Raw genomic sequence first — 18,986 nt, forward strand, 5'->3', positions numbered from 1 at the left:
ATCGCGCCGCGGTGCGTCGGTGGGATGGTCGGGCCATTCGTCCCGCCCCGACCGCCCGTCGGCAGCGGCCCCCGAAAACCCCTGGAGACGAAGGAGTCACCATGACCAGCACCCTCGACACCGCCCGCGCGGTCCTCACCGATGCCGTCGTCGACGATCGCGAGTCCGGCGTCTACCGGGCCAACCGCCGGATCTTCACCGACGAGGAGATCTTCGAGCTCGAGATGAAGCACATCTTCGAGGGCAACTGGATCTACCTCGCCCACGAGAGCCAGGTGGCGAACCCGGGCGACTACTTCACGACCTACATCGGCCGCCAGCCGATCGTCATCACCCGCGGCCGCGACGGCACCCTCAACTGCCTCATCAACGCCTGCGCCCACCGCGGCGCGATGATCTGCCGCCGCAAGACCGACAACCGCACGACGCTGACCTGCCCCTTCCACGGGTGGACGTTCCGCAACGACGGCACGCTGCTCAAGGTCAAGGACCCCGACGGCGCCGGCTACCCCGAGAACTTCGACACCGACGGCTCGCACAACCTCACGAAGGTCGCGCGGTTCGCCTCCTACCGCGGGTTCCTCTTCGGCAGCCTCAACCCCGACGTGCCCGAGCTCACCGAGCACCTGGGCGACACGACCAAGGTCATCGACATGCTCGTCGACCAGTCGCCCGAGGGCCTCGAGGTGCTGCGCGGCTCCTCGACGTACACCTACGACGGCAACTGGAAGGTGCAGGCCGAGAACGGCGCCGACGGCTACCACGTCACGGCGACGCACTGGAACTACGCGGCCACGACCTCGCGCCGCAACACCGGCGAGAGCAAGAACACGACGAAGACCGTCGACGCCGGCACGTGGGGCAAGTCCGGTGGCGGCTACTGGAGCTACCCGAACGGCCACCTGTGCCTGTGGACCTGGGCGGGCAACCCGCAGGACCGCCCGCTATGGGACCAGATGGACCGCCTCAAGGCCGAGTTCGGTGACGCCAAGGGCGAGTTCATGGTCAAGGGCAGCCGCAACCTGTGCCTGTACCCGAACGTCTACCTCATGGATCAGTTCTCGACGCAGATCCGGCACTTCCGCCCGATCGCCCCGGACAAGACCGAGGTGACGATCTACTGCATCGCCCCCAAGGGCGAGTCCGACGAGGCGCGCGCCTGGCGGATCCGCCAGTACGAGGACTTCTTCAACGCCTCCGGCATGGCGACCCCCGACGACCTGGAGGAGTTCCGCTCCTGCCAGCTGACGTTCCGGGCGACGGCCGCCCCGTGGAACGACATGAGCCGCGGCGCCGAGCACTGGCTCACGGGCCCCGACCCGGTGGCCTCCTCCCTCGGCATGGACGGCGTCATCTCCGCCGGCACGACGAACGAGGACGAGGGCCTCTACCCGGTCCAGCACGGCTACTGGCTCGAGACGATGCGCGGCGCCCTCGCCCAGGAAGAGGCGACCCGCGCGAACGGCTCGACGCCCGCGGCGACGAGCCCCACCCCCGGCACGAGTGCGTGAGGAGCACCGACATGACGACGACGACCGACCGACCGACGACGACCGCTCCCACCCAGGCCCCCGCCGCGACGCCCGCCGCGGGATCCGAGCCGGGCAACGCCCACATCGACCAGCACACGATCGACCAGTTCCTCTACCGCGAGGCCCGCTACCTCGACGACCGCGAGTTCGAGAAGTGGCTCGAGTGCTACGCCGACGACGTCGTGTACTGGATGCCGTGCTGGGACGACGCCGATCGCCTCACCGAGGACCCGCAGCGTGAGATGTCGCTCATCTACTACGCGAACAAGGGCGGCCTCGAGGACCGGGTGTTCCGCATCCGCACCGAGCGCTCCAGCGCGACGTCGCTGCCCGAGCCGCGCACGAGCCACAACATCACCAACGTCGAGGTCATCGAACGCAAGGGCGACCTCGTCAGCGTGAGGTTCAACTGGCACACGATGTATTTCCGCTACAAGACCGTCGACCCGTACTACGGCACGTCGTTCTACACGATCGACTTCTCGGGCGAGACCCCGCTGATCCGCCGCAAGACCGTGGTGCTGAAGAACGACTACATCCACCACGTCGTCGACGTCTACCACGTCTGATGGCCCCGCACACGAACAGGGAGAGGCTGTGACGTCCATGACCCATCAGGTCGCCTTGTCCTTCGAGGACGGGGTCACGAAGTTCATCACGTGCGCCGACGGCCAGACCGTCGCCGACGCCTCCTACCGCGCCCGCATCAACATCCCCCTCGACTGCCGCGACGGCGCGTGCGGCACGTGCAAGGCGTTCTGCGAGTCGGGTGAGTACGACGGCGGCACGTACATCGAGGACGCGCTCTCGGGCGACGAGGCCGAGGCCGGCTACTGCCTGCCGTGCAGCATGAAGCCGTCGTCCGACCTCGTGCTGCAGATCGCGTCGACCTCGGCCGTCGCGAAGACGCAGGCGCAGACGTTCCGCGGCGAGCTGACGCGCCTCGACCGGGTGTCGCCGACCACGTTCTCGCTCGAGGTGCGCACCCCCGACCGCGACAAGCTCGCGTTCCTGCCGGGCCAGTACGTCAACATCGCCGTGCCGGGCACCGACGAGACGCGCTCGTACTCGTTCAGCAACGCCCCCGACGACGAGGCCCTGACGTTCCTCATCAAGGTCACTCCCGGCGGCGCCATGTCGACCTACCTGCAGGAGCGGGCGGCGGTCGGGGACGAGGTGACCTTCACCGGCCCCAACGGCAGCTTCTTCCTGCGCGAGTCGCCGCGGCCGCTCGTCCTGCTCGCCGGCGGCACCGGCCTCGCGCCGATCCTCGCGATCCTGCGGCGGCTCGTGGCCGAGGGCAGCGAGCGCTCGATCCGCCTCGTGTACGGGGCGACGACCGACGACGACGTCATCGAGCTCGACACCCTCGCCGGCCTCGCCGAGCAGTTGCCGAACATGACGTGGGACTACTGCGTCGCCGACAAGAACACGACCGCGACGAACCAGGGCTACGTCACGGCGCTGTTCACCGACGAGCACCTGCACGCCGGCGACGCCGCGGTGTACCTGTGCGGTCCGCCGCCGATGGTCGAGGCCGTCCGCTCCCACCTCGCCTCCGGCGACGTCGAGCCGGCCGGTTTCTACTACGAGAAGTTCGCCCTGTCGGGCACCGCGGCCGGGGCCGCGCCGCCCGCCGAGGTGACGCAGGCGCACGAAGAGCCGGAGGCCACGCAGCCGACGCCCGAGACGGTCGACACCGGCAGCGACACCGGCACGGACACGGACAGGGACACGCGGGACGCCACGCCCGCCCCGGGCACGCCCGCCGGCGCCCCGGCCGACGGCGACCGCGCCACGACCCCGCTGCCCGCGATCGCCGCGGCCGAGCTCATCGTCGCGCGGGAGGCCGACCGCATCGGTGGGCAGTCCGTCTTCGGACCCATCGAGGTCGAGCCGCTCGGCCCGTCCGGCGGCGGTGGCGGCGCGAGCCGCGTGACCGCCGACCCGGCGGACGGTCTGCACGTGGCGGGCCAGCTCATGGGCGCCCCCCTGGGCGGCGACCGCGCCGACGCGCTCGACGAGCCGGTCGGCCTCACGGTCCACGCCGACGCGGCGGCGGCCGCCGGGCAGGTCTTCGCGACCGGCCTCGACGGCCTCGACCCGCTCGTCGCCCCGCGCCCGCGTCCCGTGCCCGTCGCCGCGCCCACCGGCGCGGCGGGGGTCTACGAGATCGGCGAGGAGCACCCGGGCATCGAGAAGTCCGACGCGATCTTCGACGCCCGGCAGGCCCTCGAGCTCGGCGCCGTCGAGCTCACGGTCGGGCGGCTGTCGACCTCACAGCTCGCGGGGTACCGGCTGCTCGCCGACGCGACGCTGCCCTACGTCGAGGGCGACGCGTTCACCGACGCGGCCGCCTACACGGAGACCAACGCGGCCTTCCACGAGTACCTCTTCGGCCTCACCGGCAACGAGCACCTCCTGCAGGCCTACCGGGCGCTGGGGGTCAAGGGCCACATGGAGCAGGTGCTGCGGAACGCGACGTGGTGCCACCCGCGCTGCGCGACCGACCACGTCGAGATCGTCGAGGCGTTCGCCGCCGGCGACCGCGACGTGGTGCGCCGGCTCGTCTCGGAGCACGCCGACCGCTCGAAGGAGACGATGCGGCGCGCGATGGGCGACGCGGCGAAGCGGGCGCTCCCGGCGTTCATCACGCCGGGGCGGTTCGACGGCCTGGTCGTCCTCGTGACCGGGGCGGCCCAGGGCATCGGCGAGCGCACGGCCCGCCGGATCAGCGCCGAGGGCGGCACGGTCGTCCTCGCCGACCGCAGCGAGCTCGTCGACACGCTCGCCGAGGAGCTCGGCAGCACGGCGCGGCCCGCCGAGGCCGTCGTCGCCGACCTCGAGACGTGGGAGGGGGCCCGGGCCGTCGTGCGGCGCGCCGTCGAGCGGTTCGGCCGCCTCGACGTCGCGATCCACACCGTCGGCGGCACGATCTGGGCCAAGCCGTTCCACGAGTACCCGGCCGACCAGATCTCCGCCGAGATCAACCGGTCCCTCTTCCCCACCCTGTGGGGGTGCCGGGCGGCCGCCGAGCAGATGGTCGGCCAGGGCGGCGGGACGATCGTCAACGTCTCGTCGGTCGCGACCCGCGGCGTCCACCGCGTGCCGTACGCGGCCGCGAAGGGCGGCGTCAACGCGATCACGGCGTCGCTCGCGCTCGAGCTCGCGCCGTACGGCATCCGGGTCGTCGCGACGGCTCCCGGGGGCACCGACGCCCCGGCGCGGCGCGTCCCGCGCGGACCGGCGCCGGAGTCCGACACCGAGAAGGCCTGGTACCAGGCCATCGTCGACCAGACCGTCGAGAGCTCCCTGCTCAAGCGGTACGGCACGCTCGACGAGCAGGCCGCGGCGCTCTGCTTCCTCGCCTCCGCCGAGGCGTCGTACATCACCGGCACCGTGCTGCCCGTCGCCGGCGGCGACCTGGGCTGAGTCGAGTCCCCTGGTGCGCCCCGCTGTGCACCGGCCCCGCGGGGCGCACCAGGGCGCACACAGCCCACCCGGCCGGCCCGGCCCACCCGGCCGGCCCCTACAGCCCCGCCACATCCCGACATACCCGGTCACGTCCCGGGCGCCCGCACCATCGTGCGCGCCCGGGCGACCACTCCTGCCACAGAAGCGAGTTCCGCCATGCCCGCACTCCCCCTGGTCGACGACGCCCAGGACTCCCGCGCCCGGTCCCGCACCGTCGCCTGGGTCGTCGCGATCTGCACGATCGCGTTGATCTTCGACGGCTACGACCTCGTCGTGTACGGCACGATCGTGCCGATCCTGCTCGCCGACCCGAGCCAGCTCGGGGCGATCTCGCCCGAGCTCGCCGGCCAGCTCGGCAGCTACGCCCTCGTCGGCGTCCTCATCGGCGCGCTCGGTGCCGGCGCGCTCTCCGACATCATCGGCCGCCGCAAGCTCATGCTCGTCAACATCGCCTGGTTCTCCGTCGGCATGGCCCTCACCGCGCTGGTGGGCAACGCCGCGATGTTCGGCGCGATGCGGTTGTTCACCGGCATCGGCGTCGGCGCCCTCGTCGCGACGGCGGGCGCCATCGTCGCCGAGTTCGCCCCGGCCGGACGCCGGCACGTCTACAACGCGATCGTCTACTGCGGCGTCCCCGCCGGCGGCGTCATGGCGTCGCTGTTCGCGCTCGCGATCCGCGACTCCCTCGGCTGGCACGCGCTCTTCCTCGTGGGCGCGACCCCGATCCTGTTCCTCCTGCCGCTCGCCTGGGCCAAGCTGCCCGAGTCGCCGCTGTGGCTGCAGTCCCGCGGCCGCACGCAGGAGGCGGTCGCCGCCTCGCGGGCCACCGGCGTGCCGCTCGTGGAGCACGCCCAGGCGGGCGTCACCGCCCGACCCACCACGGAACGCGCCGGCTTCGCGGCCCTCGTGAGCCGGCAGTACTTCGTGCCGACCGTCTTCCTCGGGCTCATGAGCTTCTCGGGGCTGCTGCTCACCTACGGCCTCAACACGTGGCTGCCGCACATCATGGGCCAGCACGGGTTCGGCAAGAGCTACTCGCTCGTGTTCCTGCTCGTCCTCAACCTCGGTGCCATCGTCGGCGCCCTCACCGCCTCCCGCTTCGCCGAGAAGGTCGGCCCGCAGCGCGTCATCGCCGCCACCTTCGTCATGGCGGCCGCCGCGCTGGTGCTGCTGCCCTTCGGCCTGCCGGTCGCGGCGCTGCTCGCCCTCGTCGCCGTCGCCGGCATCGGCACGATCGGCACCCAGGTGCTCGTCTACGGGTTCGTCTCGAACTTCTACGAGTCCCGCGCCCGCGGCGCCGGAGTGGCGTGGTGCGCCGGCTTCGGACGCCTCGGCGGCATCGTCGGACCGCTCGTCGGCGGCGTCCTCATCGGGGCCGGGATCAGCATCGACCGCGCCTTCCAGCTCTTCGCCGTGGCGGCGCTCGTCGGCGCCGTCGTGACGGCCCTGCCGCGGGCGGCGAAGCCCGCGGAGCAGGCGGTCGTGGTCGACCCGAGCGGGTCGGAGCCGACCGGGCGGGTCGACGCGCCGGCCGGCGTGCGGGCGTGACCGGGACGTCCACGCAGCTCCGGGGGGCGCCGGGCCGGTTCGAACGGCCCGAGCGCCCTCCGGCGGGCCCGGGTGACCCGCGCCGAGACATCGGTCCGACGTATGTCGCCAACGCCGTCATCGGGCTCGTCTTCTCGGCGACCGGGCCCCTGGCGGTCATCCTCGCGAGCGGCGCGGCAGGCGACCTGAGCCCGGCGCAACTGAGCTCGTGGATCTTCGCCGTCTTCTTCCTCAACGGCGCGCTGACGGTCGGTGCGAGCCTCGTCTACCGGCAGCCGCTCGGGTTCTTCTGGACCATCCCCGGGACCGTCCTCGTCGGGAAGTCCCTGGGCCACCTGCCGTGGAGCGACGTGCTCGGCGCGTTCCTCGTCACGGCGCTGCTCGTGCTCGCGCTCGGGCTGTCCGGCCTCGTCGGCCGCGCCATGCGCCTGCTGCCGATGCCCATCGTCATGGCGATGGTCGCCGGGGTCTTCCTGCGCTTCGGGCTCGACCTCGTCTCCTCGATCCAGCGCAGCCCGTGGGTGGCGGTGCCCATGGTGGTCGTCTTCGTCCTGCTCAGCGTGCCGAGCCGGTTCACCCGGCTCCTGCCCCCGGTGCTCGGGTCGCTGCTCGTCGGGGTCGTCGCGGTCCTCGCGACGGACGGGCTGCGGAGCCCGATCGAGCTCGGCCTGGCCGGTCCGCTCCTGCAGGCGCCGACCTTCTCGGCGCCGGCCCTCGCCGAACTCGTCGTGTCCCTCGCCATCACCGTCATCGTCGTCCAGAACGGCCAGGGGGCCGCCGTGCTCACCGCGGCCGGCCATCGCCCACCCGTCAACGTCGCGACCGTGCTCTGCGGGCTCTGGTCGCTGCCCGCGGCCGCCCTCGGCGCGGTGTCGACGTGCCTCACCGGTCCGACGAACGCGCTGCTCGTCGCGTCCGGTGAACGGCGCCGGCAGTACACCGCCGCGGTCGCGTGCGGCGCGCTGGCCATGGTCGTCGGCGTCCTCGCCCCGACGCTCGTGTCGTTCATGCTCGCCATGCCGCCGGCGTGGATCGCCGTGCTCGGCGGGGTCGCCATGCTCAAGGCCCTGCAGACGGCGTTCTGCACCGCGTTCTCCGGGGGCTGCGCGTTCGGCGCGCTCGTCGCCTTCCTCGTCACGGTCGCGGACCTCACGGTCCTCGGCATCGGCGGGGCGTTCTGGGGCGTCGTCGCCGGCTATCTCGTCACGCGGCTGCTCGAGCCCGCCGACCTGTTGGCGGCGACGGGCGGCTGAGCCGGGCCGCCCGAACCGGCCCAAAATCCTATAGGATCCCGGGAACTCGACGACGAGTCCTCGATCGATCCAGGAGATCCCCATGACGCGCCTCTTCAACGATCCGGCCGCCTTCGCCGACGAGATGATCGAGGGGTTCGCCGCGGCGGCGGCGCGGTGGGTGCAGGCGGCGCCGGGCGGGGTGGTGCGGTCGACGACGTCGGGGACGGACACCGTCGCCCTCGTCGTCGGCGGGGGCAGCGGGCACTACCCGGCCTTCGGCGGGCTCGTGGGGCCGGGCCTCGCGCACGGCGCCGCGATGGGCAACCTCTTCGCCTCGCCCTCGGCCCAGCAGGTCCACTCGATCGCCACCGCCTGCGACACCGGCCGCGGGGTGCTGCTCAGCTACGGCAACTACGCGGGCGACGTCCTGCACTTCACCCAGGCCCAGGACCGGCTGCGCGCCGAGGGCCACGACGTGCGCACGGTCCTCGTCACCGACGACATCTGGAGCGCCCCGCCGGACCGGATCGAGGAGCGCCGCGGCATCGCCGGGGACCTGTGCGTCTTCAAGGTCGCCGGCGCCGCGGCCGAGGCGGGGTACGACCTCGACGGCGTCGAGCGGGTCGCCCGGCACGCCAACGACCGCACCCGCTCGTTCGGGGTCGCCTTCTCCGGCTGCACCCTGCCGGGCGCCGACGCCCCGCTCTTCGACGTGCCGCAGGGCCGGATGGCCGTGGGCCTCGGCATCCACGGCGAGCCGGGCATCGACGAGGTGGCGGTGCCGACCGCCGACGAGCTCGCGCGGCTGTTCGTCGAGAAGCTCCTGGAGGAGGTGCCGGCCGGCGTCGAGGCACCGGGGGCACGGGTCGTGCCGCTGCTCAACGGGCTCGGCAGCGTGAAGTACGAGGAACTCTTCGTCGTCTACCGCACGGTCGCGCGCCTGCTCGCCGACCGCGGCGTCACCGTCGTCGACCCCGAGGTCGGCGAGCTGTGCACGAGTTTCGACATGGCCGGCTGCTCGCTCACCCTCCTCTGGCTCGACGACGAGCTGGAGGAGTTGTGGAGCGCCCCGGCCGACTCGAGCGGGTTCCGCAAGGGCAGCGTCGGCGCCCAGCAGCGTGCGGCCGCGGTCGTGCTCGAGCACACCGAGCAGGAGATTGGCGCGGCGAGCGAGGCATCGCGGCGGGCCGCGGCGACGATCGCCGATGCGTTCGACGCGATCGTCGCCGTCGTCGACGACGCGGCGGACGAACTCGGCCGCCTGGACCAGGTGGCCGGCGACGGCGACCACGGCATCGGGATGACGCGCGGTGCCCACGCCGGGCGCGACGCGGCCCGCGCGGCGCTCGAGGGCGGAGCCGGCGCGAAGACGGCCCTCGACCGCGGCGCCGTCGCGTGGAGCGACCGGGCCGGCGGCACCTCCGGGGCGATCTGGGCGACGATCCTGCAGGCCGTGGGCGCGCAGCTCGGCGACGAGGCGCGCGTCGGCCGCGAGGAGGTCGCCCGCGGGGTGCGGTCGGCGAGCGACGCGGTCATGGCGTTCGGCAAGGCCGCGGTGGGCGACAAGACGATGATCGACGCGATCGTGCCGTTCGCCGACACCCTGGCGGAGCGGGTCGGCGCCGGCGAGGAGCTCGCCTCCGCCTGGGACGCCGCGGCGGGTGCCGCGCACGACGCCGCGCAGGCGACCGCCGACCTGCGCGCGACGCTCGGCCGGGCCAAGTCGCACGGCGAGAGGTCGATCGGGACCCCCGACCCCGGCGCCGTCTCGTTCGCGCTCATCGTCCGCGGCGTCCACGACCGGGTGCTCGCCGCCTCGTCGTCCCCCTCGGCGCAGGGCGAATGACCGTGGCGCGCTTCCTCATCGGGTCCAGCCTGAAGATGTACTTCGGCCGCGAACGGATGGCGCACTGGGCCGCCGAGGTCGCCGACATCTGCCGCTCGCACCCCGCGACCACCGGCGGTGTCGTGCAACCGTTCGTCATCCCGAGCCTCGTCGCGATCGACGACGTCCACGGCCTCGTCGCCGACGCGGGCGTGCTCGTCGGGGCGCAGGACATGTACTGGGAGGACGCGGGCGCCTTCACCGGCGAGGTGTCCCCCGGCGAGCTCGTCGACCACGGGGTGCGCCTCGTCGAGATCGGGCACGCCGAGCGCCGCGCCCTCTTCGGCGAGACCGACGAGAGCGTCGCCCGCAAGGTCGACGCGGCCTGGCGGCACGGCCTCGTCCCGGTGCTGTGCCTAGGCGAGGTGGAGCGCGGGGGCGCGCAGGAGGCGGTCGCCGAGTGCGTCGCCCAGCTCGAGGCATCCCTGCGCGCAGCGGTCGAGGCGGGCCGCGGCGGCGACCTCGTGCTCGCCTACGAGCCGGTGTGGGCCATCGGCGCACCCGAGCCCGCCGGCGTCGAGCACATCCGGGAGGTGTGCGGTGCCCTGCGCGAGCACCTGGCCGGGGTCGCGCCGGTGGCCGACGGGCGCGTCATCTACGGCGGCAGCGCCGGCCCGGGGCTCCTCCCGCGCATCGCCGACGCCGTCGACGGCATGTTCCTCGGGCGGTTCGCGCACGACCCCGAGGCGTTCCGTACGATTCTCGACGAGGCCATCACCTGCGAGAAGGAGAGCTGACGACGGTGGGAGCACGACGCGACCTCGATCGCAGGGGACTGCGCGACCGCGTCTACGACCTCGTCTTCGAGATGCTCCTCACCGGCGACCTGCCGCCCGGCTCGCGGCTCGGCATCGACACCCTCGCCCGTGATCTCGGCGTCTCGCCGACGCCAGTGCGCGAGGCGCTCGTGCACCTCGAGCGCACGGGGCTCGTCACCCGGGAGGCGCTCAAGGGTTATCGCGTCGCCCCGCCGCTCGATGCGGCCCAGCTCGCGGAGCTGTTCGACGCCCGCGTCGTGCTCGAGACGGGCGCCGCCCGGCTGGCCGCGGCGCGCGCCGACACCCTCGTGCCCACCCTGCGCCGGCTGCAGGCCCGGCACGAGCAGGAGGGCGAGCACGTCATCGCCCTGCTCGGGGGCGCCGAGCGCGTGCCGCTCGAGGCGATGCAGGCCTACTTCGCCGCCGACGGCGCGTTCCACCAGGCGATCTTCGCGGCCTCGCAGAACCGCTACCTCATCGACATGTACGACGACCTCGGCGCCGTGACGCACCGCCTGCGCCAGGTGGCGCTGCGCGGCCTCACCGACGTCAAGGAGGCCGGCGCAGAACACCGCGCCGTCGTCGAGGCCTTCGAGTCCGGCGACCCCGCGGCCCCCGTCGCGGCCATGCGCCGCCACATCGCCAACGTCCGCGCCCGCTCCCTCGGCGGCCTCTGACCGGGGCCCCGGAGACCGTCGGCGTAGCGTCGCGTTCGGCGACGCCCATGCGGAGGGTTGCCACGCTCGACCGTGGCCACTACGTTTCCTATAGGATCTTTGATCTACGCTGCCGGGCGGCCGACGACCTGCCCGCAGCGGCCCAGCACCCTCGATGCACACCCTCGATGCAACGGAGCAGCGATGCCACGCACCACCCCGTACACCGCGTCCACCTGGCCGATCGCCACGTGCCTGCACGGCATCCCGCCGGTCGGCCCCGACGGCGTCGCCCTGCACGACGCCGCCCCCGAGGTGTGGGACGACATGTTCGCGCAGGTCGAGGACGTGGGGTTCTCCCTCGTCGAGCTCGCCGACAGTCACATCCGCCCGGCCGACCTCGAGCCCTCCCGCCGCGACGAGCTGCTGGCGATCGCGCGCTCGCACGGCATCGAGATCCCCTCGGTGCACCTGCAGCGCCAGAGCGTCATCATGCCGGGGCACGAGGAGCAGAACCTCGCCTACGCCCACCGCACGATCGACGCCGCCGCGGAGTGGGGCATGAAGGTCTTCTCGACCGGTCTGCACCAGCCGTTCAGCGAGGCCCAGCGCAAGGCGCTGTGGTTCTGGACGGCCGAAGGACCGAAGGACCCCGACGACCCGGAGATGTGGAAGCTCGCCGTCTCGCGCATCCGCGAGCTCGGCAAGCACGCCGCCGACGTGGGCCTGCCGCTCTCGCTCGAGCTCTACGAGGACACCTACCTGGGCACTGCCGACAGCGCCGTCCGGTTCGTGCAGGACGTGGGTCTCGACAACGTCGGCCTCAACCCCGACGTCGCCAACCTCATCCGCCTGCACCGCCCGGTCGAGGACTGGCGCGAGCTGTACGCGAAGACGCTGCCCTACGCGAACTACTGGCACGTGAAGAACTACACGCGCGACGAGGCCGCCGACGGGTCGTGGGCCACGAGCGTGCCCTCCTCGATGGAGTCGGGCCTCATCAACTACCGCCAGGTCTTCCGCGACGCGATCGCCCTCGGCTTCGACGGGATCATCCTCGCCGAGCACTACGGGGGCGACAGCCTCGGCATGTGCGCGGTCAACCAGACCTACATCCGCACCCTGCTCCCGAAGGACTGACGCCATGCCCACGATGGACCCCAAGGTCATCGCCGTCGTCGGGTCCGGCTACATGGGCGGCGGCATCGCCCAGGTGCTCGCGCTCGGCGGCCACGACGTGCGCCTCGCCGACGTCTCGGCGCAGGTGGCCGCCGCGAACCGCGAGCGCCTCCTCACCGAGGCCGCTACCTTCGTCGCCGACGGGCTGTTCCCGTCCGACGCCGTCGAACGGATCGAGGCGCGCGTCACCGCCGCGGACTCGATCGAGGACGCCGTCGCCGGCGCCGACTTCGTCGAGGAGGCCGTGCCCGAGAAGATCGAGATCAAGCACGAGACCCTGCGCCGCATCAGCGCCGCCGCCCGCCCCGACGCGATCATCGGCTCGAACACCTCGACGATCCTCATCGGCAGGCTCGCGGAGGCCGTCGAGCGGCCCGAACGCTTCCTCGGCGTGCACTACTCCAACCCGGCGCCGTTCATCCCCGGCGTCGAACTCATCCCGCACGCGGGCACCGACGAGGCGATCCTGCCGGTCGTCGAGGAGATCGTCGCCTCGAGCGGCAAGGAGACCGCGCGCATCAAGGACTCGACCGGGTTCGTGCTCAACCGGCTGCAGTACGCGCTGTTCCACGAGGCGACCCAGCTCGTCGAGGAGGGCGTCGCCACGGCCGACGACATCGACACGGTCGTGCGCACGACGTTCGGGTTCCGGCTGCCGTTCTTCGGCCCGTTCGCCATCGCCGACATGGCCGGGCTCGACGTCTACTCCTTCTGCTACGAGTCGCTGCAGACCCGCTGGCCCGAGCGGTTCGCGACGCCGGCCTCGCTCGCCGAGCTCGTCGACGCGGGCAAGTTCGGCACGAAGTCGGGCGCCGGCTACCTCGACGTGCCCGCCGAGCGCGCCGACGACCTCGTCGCCTACCGCAACCGCGCCTACGTCGCCATGGCGAAGCTCAAGGACGAGCTCGGCCCGGCCCCCATCCACCCCGAAGCGTGAAGGAGCAGCACATGACCACCTTCCCGGCATCCCGCACCGTCGTCCTCACCGGCGCCGCCTCGCCGCGCGGCATCGGCCGCGCCTCGGCCCACTACCTCGCCGAGCAGGGCTGGAACATCGGCATCATCGACCTCGACGACGCGGCGGCCAAGGCCGTCGCCGCCGAGATCGCCGAGCAGCACGGCGTGCAGGCGGCGGGCGCCGGCGCGAACGTCGCCGACGAGGCGCAGGTGCGTGCCGCCTTCGACGAGCTCGAGGCCGCGCTTCCGCAGCTCGTCGCGCTCGTCAACCTCGCCGGCGTCTCCTCGCCCGTGTCCTACCTCGAGGTGACGCCGGAGGAGTGGAACCGCGTCATGGGCATCAACATGAACGGCGTCCACTACGCGACGCGACGCGCGGTCGAGTCGATGGTGACCAACGGGGTCGGGCGGGTCGTCAACCTGTCGTCGGTCTCGGCCCAGCGCGGCGGCGGCACCTTCTCCAAGACGGTCTACTCCGCGGCCAAGGCCGGCGTCATCGGCTTCACCCGCTCCGTCGCCCGCGAGCTCGGTCCGCGGGGCATCACGGTCAACGCCATCTCGCCCGGGCCCATCGACACCGACATCATGGGCGGCACGCTCACCGACGAGCGCAAGACGGCGATGGCGGCCGACGGCGTCCTGCCGCGCATCGGCACCCCGCGCGACATCGCCGCCGCCATCTCGTACCTCATCAGCGAGGACTCCGGATTCGTGACGGGTCAGACCCTGAACGTCGACGGCGGCCTCTACATGCACTAGGAAGGGCGGCCCATGCGCGGTCCCTGGTCGACCTCTCGCATCCTCTTTCTTCTCATCGGCATCGTCCTCGTCGTCATGGGCGCCTGGATGATCTGGCCTTCCGTCTTCTCGTAGACACCTGGTTCCTCGGCACCTGCGCCGAGGGACTCCCGCTCGACACCGCACGCAAAGGAGCGCATTCGGTGAGCAACTCATCAGCGAGCTCGATCTCGCTCGGCAATCCCGCCCTGGATTCCGCCGTCAAGAAGGCGGCCCAGCATCTGATGCCGATGCTGATCATCCTCTACTTCGTCGCGTTCCTCGATCGCACGAACGTCGGCTTCGCCGAGGCGGCCCTCAAGGCCGACCGCGGCATCTCCGCCGGCGCGTTCGCCCTCGGCGCCGGGATCTTCTTCATCGGGTACGCCCTGTTCGAGGTGCCCTCGAACGTGCTGCTGACAAAGTTCGGCGCCCGCTTCTGGCTCGCCCGCATCGCCATCACGTGGGGCATCGTCGCGTCGCTCTTCGCCTTCACGACGAACGACACGATGTTCATCATCCTGCGATTCCTGCTCGGCGTCACCGAGGCCGGTCTGTTCCCGGGCGTGATCATGTTCCTGTCGGAATGGTTCCCGAACAAGGTGCGCGTCGGCATGTTCGCGCTGTTCTACCTCGCGCAGCCGTTCTCGCAGATGATCGGCGCCCCGCTCTCGGGCGGGCTCATCTCCTTCGGCGACCAGGTCACCCCGTGGCACGGCTGGCAGGTGATGTTCTTCGCCGAGGGCATGCTCGCCGTCGTCGCCGGTATCGCTGCGTTCTTCCTGCTCACCGACAGCCCGCAGAAGGCGACATGGCTGAACGACGAGGAGAAGAAGGCCCTCATCGACGTCATGGCCGTCGAGGACGGCGTCCGCGCCGACGACGGGCCCGCCGGCCTGTGGCGGTCCCTGGGCAACTGGAAGGTCTGGTACTTCACGGTCATCTACTTCTGCCTCCAGATCGCCGTCTACGGCACGACCTTCTACCTGCCCCAGCAGGTGGCCGGCCTGCTCGGCACGAAGGTCGGGTGGCAGGTGGGCCTGGTGGCCGCCATCCCGTGGTTCGTCGGGCTCTTCGCCTGCTACTTCTTCGGCCGCTCGGCGACCACCGTCCGGCGCCGACGCAACTGGGGCGCGATCTTCTACGTCCTTACCGGCGTGTTCATCCTCGGGTCCGGCTGGGCGGGGGCCAACGGTCACCCGTTCCCGGCATCCTGTGCATCACGTTCGCGGTCGCGAGCTTCCTGTCGGTCGGTCCGATCACGTGGTCGTTCCCGACGGCGTTCCTCACGGGAGCCGCGGCGGCCGGCGGCATCGGCCTCATCAACTCCCTCGGCAACCTCGGCGGCTTCGTCGCGCCGATCATGCGCACCAGCATCAACGAGGCGGTTCCGACGGACTCGGGGGTGTGGGGCGTCATGTCCCTCGGCGTCTTCGCCTTCCTCGCCGCCGTGATGATATGGGCCACGCGGTTCTTCCACGCGAAGTCCGACGCGCTCCTCGCGAAGGAGGCCGAGGACTCGGCGGCCGTCGGTCACTGACCGGTCTCGATCGACGACGCGGGCCCCGACACGATGTCGGGGCCCGCGTCGCGTCGATGGTGGGACCGGCGCCGCCCGGCGCCCGGCCGCCGGCCCCGATGGGACGATGGGCGCATGGACGGCGATCTCGTGGTGACCTCGCGGTTCCGCATCCCGCCGGGTGAGCTGAGCGAGCGCTACTCCCACGCCTCCGGGCCGGGCGGGCAGGGCGTCAACACGAGCGACTCCCGCGTGGAGCTCACGTTCGACGTTGAACGGTCCGCCTCCGTGCCCGCCGACCTGCGGGCGCGGATCGCCGCCCGGTTGGGTCGGCGCCTCGTCGGCGGCCGCGTCACCGTCGTCGCCGCCGAGCACCGCGGCCAGCTCGCCAATCGCCGGACGGCGCGGGCCCGGTTGGCCCAGCTGCTGCGCGAGGCCGCCGCCCCTCCCCCGCCGGGACGCCGGGCCACCCGGCCCACCCGCGGGTCGAAGGCGCGGCGCCTGGAGTCGAAGAAGCGCCGGTCCCAGGTCAAGCGCGGCCGGTCGCGTCCCGCCGAGTGACGCTCGTCCGGTGAAGGGACGAGGGCCGGGCGTCGACCCCTCGAGGGCCCGGCCCCGAGCTACGGTGGCGGGATGAGCCGCCCGGGCGAGCCGATCGTCGGTCGAGCGCGGGAGGCCGAGGACCTCGCGGCCGTCCTCACCGACCCGACACGGCCCCGCACGGTGCTCGTCGAGGGGCCGCCGGGGGTCGGTGTCTCGGCGCTCGTCGAGGACGTGCTGGCACGCCCCGGCGTCGCCCCCGAGCCGGTCGTGCGGCTCGTCGCGAGCGCGTGGGAGACCGACGTGCCCTACGCCCTCCTCGAACAGGTGGGCCTGACGGCGGACCCGGGCGAGCACCCCGTCGCCGTCGGGCGGCGGCTGCTCGACGCACCCGCCCTGGCGGAGCGGGGTCGGCTCGTGCTGCTCGTGGATCACGCCCACGACGCCGATCCGGCGTCGCTGCGGGCGCTGCACGCCGCCCTCGTGCGCGCAGCCGACCACACCACCCTGCTGCTCCTCGCGCACCGCCCGCCCCCGCTCGAGCTGCCCGACGCGCACCGCATCCCCCTCGACGGCCTCGAGGTCGACGAGGTCCGCGAGCTGCTCCGCCGGGCCGGGCACCACGTCGGGCCGCGCGTCGCCCGCGCCGTCCGCGACCTCACCGCCGGGCGACCCGTCGACGTCCTCGATCTCGCCCGCGAGGCGCCGCCCGGCGACTGGGACACGCGTCGCCCCGCGTTCGGCGCCACCCGCCGGCACCGCGCGGCGGTGCAGCGGGCCCGGGCCCGGGTGCCCGACCGCACGTGGTCCTTGCTCGAGGCGCTGGCCGTGCTCGTCGACGGGTCGGCGAACACCGAGTACCCCCTCGACGAGGTGGCGGCCCTGGCCGGGGTGGGCGCGGACGCCGTCGCGGCCGCCCCGTCCGACCTCCTCCTCGCGCGGCAGCATCACGACGGCCCGCGACTGTCCTTCACGCACCCGATGGACGCGGCCGCCGTGCGGGACGCCTGCGGGCCGCACCGCGTCCGCGAGGTGCACGAGGCGGCGGCGCGGCGCAGCGGGCGGCGCGGCGACGTGGGCGACGAGCTGCGGCACCTCGTCGCCGCCGCCCCCCGCCCCCGGGCGGATCTCGCCGCCCGGCTCGTGACCCACGCGCGGGAGCAGGCGGCGCGGGGCGCCTGGGCCTCCTGCGCCCGCGCGCTCGTCGACGCGGGCCGCATGAGCGCCGACCCCCGGGACCGCGCGGAGCACCTCGTGGGCGCCGTCGACGCCCTCGCCGGCGCCGGGCGCCTGGCCGACGCCGAGGACCTCGTCGCGGACGTGACCGGCCTGCCGCGCACCGCGCGCATCGACGCCACCCTCGGCTACCTCGCGATCCTGCGCGGGCGGCCCGACGAGGCCGACGCGTTGCTGCGGCGCGCCTGGGCGAGGTGCGACGACGCGCCCCCCGACCTCGCGGCGCTCGTCTGCGCCCGACTCGTGCTGCACTCGCTGGCCCGATGCGTGGGCACCGACGTCGTCACGTGGGCCGACCGCGCGATCGAGCGCGGCGGCCATCTCCCGATCGCCCTCGAGGCGAGGGCCATCCGCGGCCTGGGTCTCGCCTCGACCGGCGAGTGGGCCGCGGCCGACGCCCACTACGCCGACCTGTCGGCGATCGTGCCCGCGACCGCCCAGGAGCAGCGGGTGTCGATGGGCCGCGGCTGGTACGAGCTGCTCGCCGACGAGCCCCTCTCGGCCCGCGCCCGCCTCGAGAGCGCGGTCCCGACCGAGGTGACGCTCGGCTCGGTCCGCATCTCGCTGTGGGCGCAGGCCTGGCTCGCCCGCACGCTGCTGGTCCTCGGCGAGTGGGACGAGAGCCTCGAGGTCGCCGACCGGGCCGCCGCCGCGGTCGGGTCGACGGGCCACGAACTGCTGCGCCCCCTCGTCCACTGGCCGGCCGCGCAGATCCTCGCCCTCCGCGGCGACGTGGAGGGGGCGGAGCGCCGGCTGCACGCCGGCGCGGCCCACGGCCACGCGTACCCGATCATGCGGCTCCCGGCGGCGCTGGCCCAGGCCCAGGTCGCCGAGGCCCGGGCCGACCACTCGGGTGTGCTGCGCGCCCTCGACGCGGTCATGGACCTCCTGCGCGACCCGGCGCGGGACCCCCTGTTCTGGCCGTGGATCGACGTCTACGGTGACGCGCTCGTCCACCTCGGCCGGGTCGACGAGGCGGACGACCTCGTGCGCCCCCACCTGCTCGCCGCCCGCGCTCGCGGCCATCGCTCCGGCGTCGCGCCGGCCGAGGCCACCCTCGGACGCGTCCACGGCGCCCGCGGCGACATCGACGCCGCGTCGGCCGCCTTCGACCGGGCGGAGCGGGAGCTGGCGAGCCTCCCCCTGCCCCTCCACCTCGCCCGACTCCGCTTCGCCGCCAGCCAGACGCTGCGCCGCGCCGGCCGCCGCCGCGAGGCCGACGAGGTGATGCGCTCGGCCCGGGAGGTCTACGCCGGGCTCGGCGCCGTCAGCGTCGTCACGCGCTGCGACCGGGAGCTCAAGGCGTCCGGCCTCGAACGCACCCGCACCCTCGCCGGGGGCGACCTCACCCCGCAGGAGGCGGCCGTCGTCGAACTCGTCGCGCGCGGCGACACGAACCGGGAGGCCGCCGAGGAGCTGTACGTCTCGGTCAAGACCGTGCAGTACCACCTGACGCGCGTGTACGCGAAGCTCGGCGTCCGCTCCCGCTCCGAGCTCGCCGCCCGGTACGGACCGCGGTCCGAACCGTGAGACGTCACGACGGACCGGAGCCGGCCGCGACCGGCCGGTTCCTCGTGACATCTCACGATGTGTTCGGGGCGATGCGTCGCGCGTAGCGGCCCGAGGTGGCCGGCGCGGCGGATTCGGGTCACGAAACGACAACGAAGCGGCCGCCGGGGCGGCCGAGCGG

13 protein-coding genes and 1 pseudogene are annotated in these 18,986 nt (G+C 73.2%); all 14 read left to right on the forward strand.

Translation table 11 applies throughout. The annotated features are described in order from the left end of the window. The first annotated feature begins 101 nt into the window (after nucleotides 1-101). Entirely contained in the window at nucleotides 102-1,511 is a 1,410-nt protein-coding gene (benA, locus tag ICW24_RS02810) for a benzoate 1,2-dioxygenase large subunit (protein ID WP_226344167.1), read from the forward strand. 11 nt (nucleotides 1,512-1,522) lie between these two features. Beyond that, complete coding sequence (benB, locus tag ICW24_RS02815; RefSeq protein ID WP_226344168.1) at nucleotides 1,523-2,101, forward strand: benzoate 1,2-dioxygenase small subunit; 579 nt, start codon at nucleotides 1,523-1,525, stop codon at nucleotides 2,099-2,101. Nucleotides 2,102-2,138: 37 nt separating this feature from the next. After that, nucleotides 2,139-4,964 carry a benzoate 1,2-dioxygenase electron transfer component BenC gene (gene benC, locus ICW24_RS02820; RefSeq protein ID WP_226344342.1) on the forward strand — a complete coding sequence of 942 codons (2,826 nt, stop codon included), beginning with the start codon at nucleotides 2,139-2,141 and terminating at the stop codon, nucleotides 4,962-4,964. Nucleotides 4,965-5,162: 198 nt separating this feature from the next. Beyond that, a complete protein-coding gene (locus tag ICW24_RS02825) occupies nucleotides 5,163-6,554 on the forward strand; it encodes an MFS transporter (RefSeq protein ID WP_226344169.1) in 1,392 nt (463 codons plus the stop codon). Further along, nucleotides 6,551-7,807, forward strand: coding sequence for a benzoate/H(+) symporter BenE family transporter (locus ICW24_RS02830; protein WP_226344170.1), 1,257 nt, complete (start codon nucleotides 6,551-6,553; stop codon nucleotides 7,805-7,807). The genes ICW24_RS02825 and ICW24_RS02830 overlap by 4 nt, the downstream gene beginning before the upstream one ends. An 82-nt stretch (nucleotides 7,808-7,889) precedes the next feature. Beyond that, nucleotides 7,890-9,635: a dihydroxyacetone kinase family protein gene (locus tag ICW24_RS02835; RefSeq protein WP_226344171.1), complete on the forward strand. Its 1,746-nt coding sequence runs from the start codon at nucleotides 7,890-7,892 to the stop codon at nucleotides 9,633-9,635. Beyond that, a complete protein-coding gene (locus ICW24_RS02840) occupies nucleotides 9,632-10,411 on the forward strand; it encodes a triose-phosphate isomerase family protein (protein WP_226344172.1) in 780 nt (259 codons plus the stop codon). Before ICW24_RS02835 ends, ICW24_RS02840 begins: the two co-directional genes overlap by 4 nt. A 5-nt stretch (nucleotides 10,412-10,416) precedes the next feature. Beyond that, nucleotides 10,417-11,109 carry a GntR family transcriptional regulator gene (locus ICW24_RS02845; protein ID WP_226344173.1) on the forward strand — a complete coding sequence of 231 codons (693 nt, stop codon included), beginning with the start codon at nucleotides 10,417-10,419 and terminating at the stop codon, nucleotides 11,107-11,109. Between the two features lie 183 nt (nucleotides 11,110-11,292). After that, nucleotides 11,293-12,228 (forward strand): sugar phosphate isomerase/epimerase family protein, encoded by a 936-nt coding sequence (locus tag ICW24_RS02850; protein WP_226344174.1) that lies wholly within the window; start codon nucleotides 11,293-11,295, stop codon nucleotides 12,226-12,228. Between the two features lie 13 nt (nucleotides 12,229-12,241). Then, entirely contained in the window at nucleotides 12,242-13,204 is a 963-nt protein-coding gene (locus ICW24_RS02855) for a 3-hydroxyacyl-CoA dehydrogenase family protein (RefSeq protein ID WP_372360480.1), read from the forward strand. An 11-nt stretch (nucleotides 13,205-13,215) separates the two neighbouring features. Continuing rightward, nucleotides 13,216-13,983, forward strand: coding sequence for an SDR family NAD(P)-dependent oxidoreductase (locus tag ICW24_RS02860; protein WP_226344176.1), 768 nt, complete (start codon nucleotides 13,216-13,218; stop codon nucleotides 13,981-13,983). Nucleotides 13,984-14,165: 182 nt separating this feature from the next. Then, nucleotides 14,166-15,541, forward strand: a pseudogene (locus ICW24_RS02865) (MFS transporter). 114 nt (nucleotides 15,542-15,655) lie between these two features. Beyond that, nucleotides 15,656-16,081, forward strand: a complete 426-nt coding sequence (gene arfB / locus ICW24_RS02870; protein ID WP_226344177.1) for an alternative ribosome rescue aminoacyl-tRNA hydrolase ArfB — start codon at nucleotides 15,656-15,658, stop codon at nucleotides 16,079-16,081. 72 nt (nucleotides 16,082-16,153) lie between these two features. Then, complete coding sequence (locus ICW24_RS02875) at nucleotides 16,154-18,826, forward strand: helix-turn-helix transcriptional regulator (protein WP_226344178.1); 2,673 nt, start codon at nucleotides 16,154-16,156, stop codon at nucleotides 18,824-18,826. Nucleotides 18,827-18,986 lie beyond the last annotated feature (160 nt).

It is taken from the genome of Agilicoccus flavus (assembly GCF_014857905.1).
Taxonomy (GTDB): Bacteria; Actinomycetota; Actinomycetes; order Actinomycetales; family Dermatophilaceae; genus Agilicoccus; species Agilicoccus flavus.

What these genes read in the sequence shown, in the direction of transcription:
- arfB (WP_226344177.1), top strand. Translation starts at nt 15,656, where the DNA reads ATGGACGGCGATCTCGTGGTGACCTCGCGGTTCCGCATCCCGCCGGGT.
- ICW24_RS02860 (WP_226344176.1), top strand. Translation starts at nt 13,216, where the DNA reads ATGACCACCTTCCCGGCATCCCGCACCGTCGTCCTCACCGGCGCCGCC.
- benA (WP_226344167.1), top strand. Translation starts at nt 102, where the DNA reads ATGACCAGCACCCTCGACACCGCCCGCGCGGTCCTCACCGATGCCGTC.
- ICW24_RS02850 (WP_226344174.1), top strand. Translation starts at nt 11,293, where the DNA reads ATGCCACGCACCACCCCGTACACCGCGTCCACCTGGCCGATCGCCACG.
- ICW24_RS02840 (WP_226344172.1), top strand. Translation starts at nt 9,632, where the DNA reads ATGACCGTGGCGCGCTTCCTCATCGGGTCCAGCCTGAAGATGTACTTC.
- ICW24_RS02875 (WP_226344178.1), top strand. Translation starts at nt 16,154, where the DNA reads ATGAGCCGCCCGGGCGAGCCGATCGTCGGTCGAGCGCGGGAGGCCGAG.
- benB (WP_226344168.1), top strand. Translation starts at nt 1,523, where the DNA reads ATGACGACGACGACCGACCGACCGACGACGACCGCTCCCACCCAGGCC.
- benC (WP_226344342.1), top strand. Translation starts at nt 2,139, where the DNA reads ATGACCCATCAGGTCGCCTTGTCCTTCGAGGACGGGGTCACGAAGTTC.
- ICW24_RS02835 (WP_226344171.1), top strand. Translation starts at nt 7,890, where the DNA reads ATGACGCGCCTCTTCAACGATCCGGCCGCCTTCGCCGACGAGATGATC.
- ICW24_RS02855 (WP_372360480.1), top strand. Translation starts at nt 12,242, where the DNA reads ATGGACCCCAAGGTCATCGCCGTCGTCGGGTCCGGCTACATGGGCGGC.
- ICW24_RS02825 (WP_226344169.1), top strand. Translation starts at nt 5,163, where the DNA reads ATGCCCGCACTCCCCCTGGTCGACGACGCCCAGGACTCCCGCGCCCGG.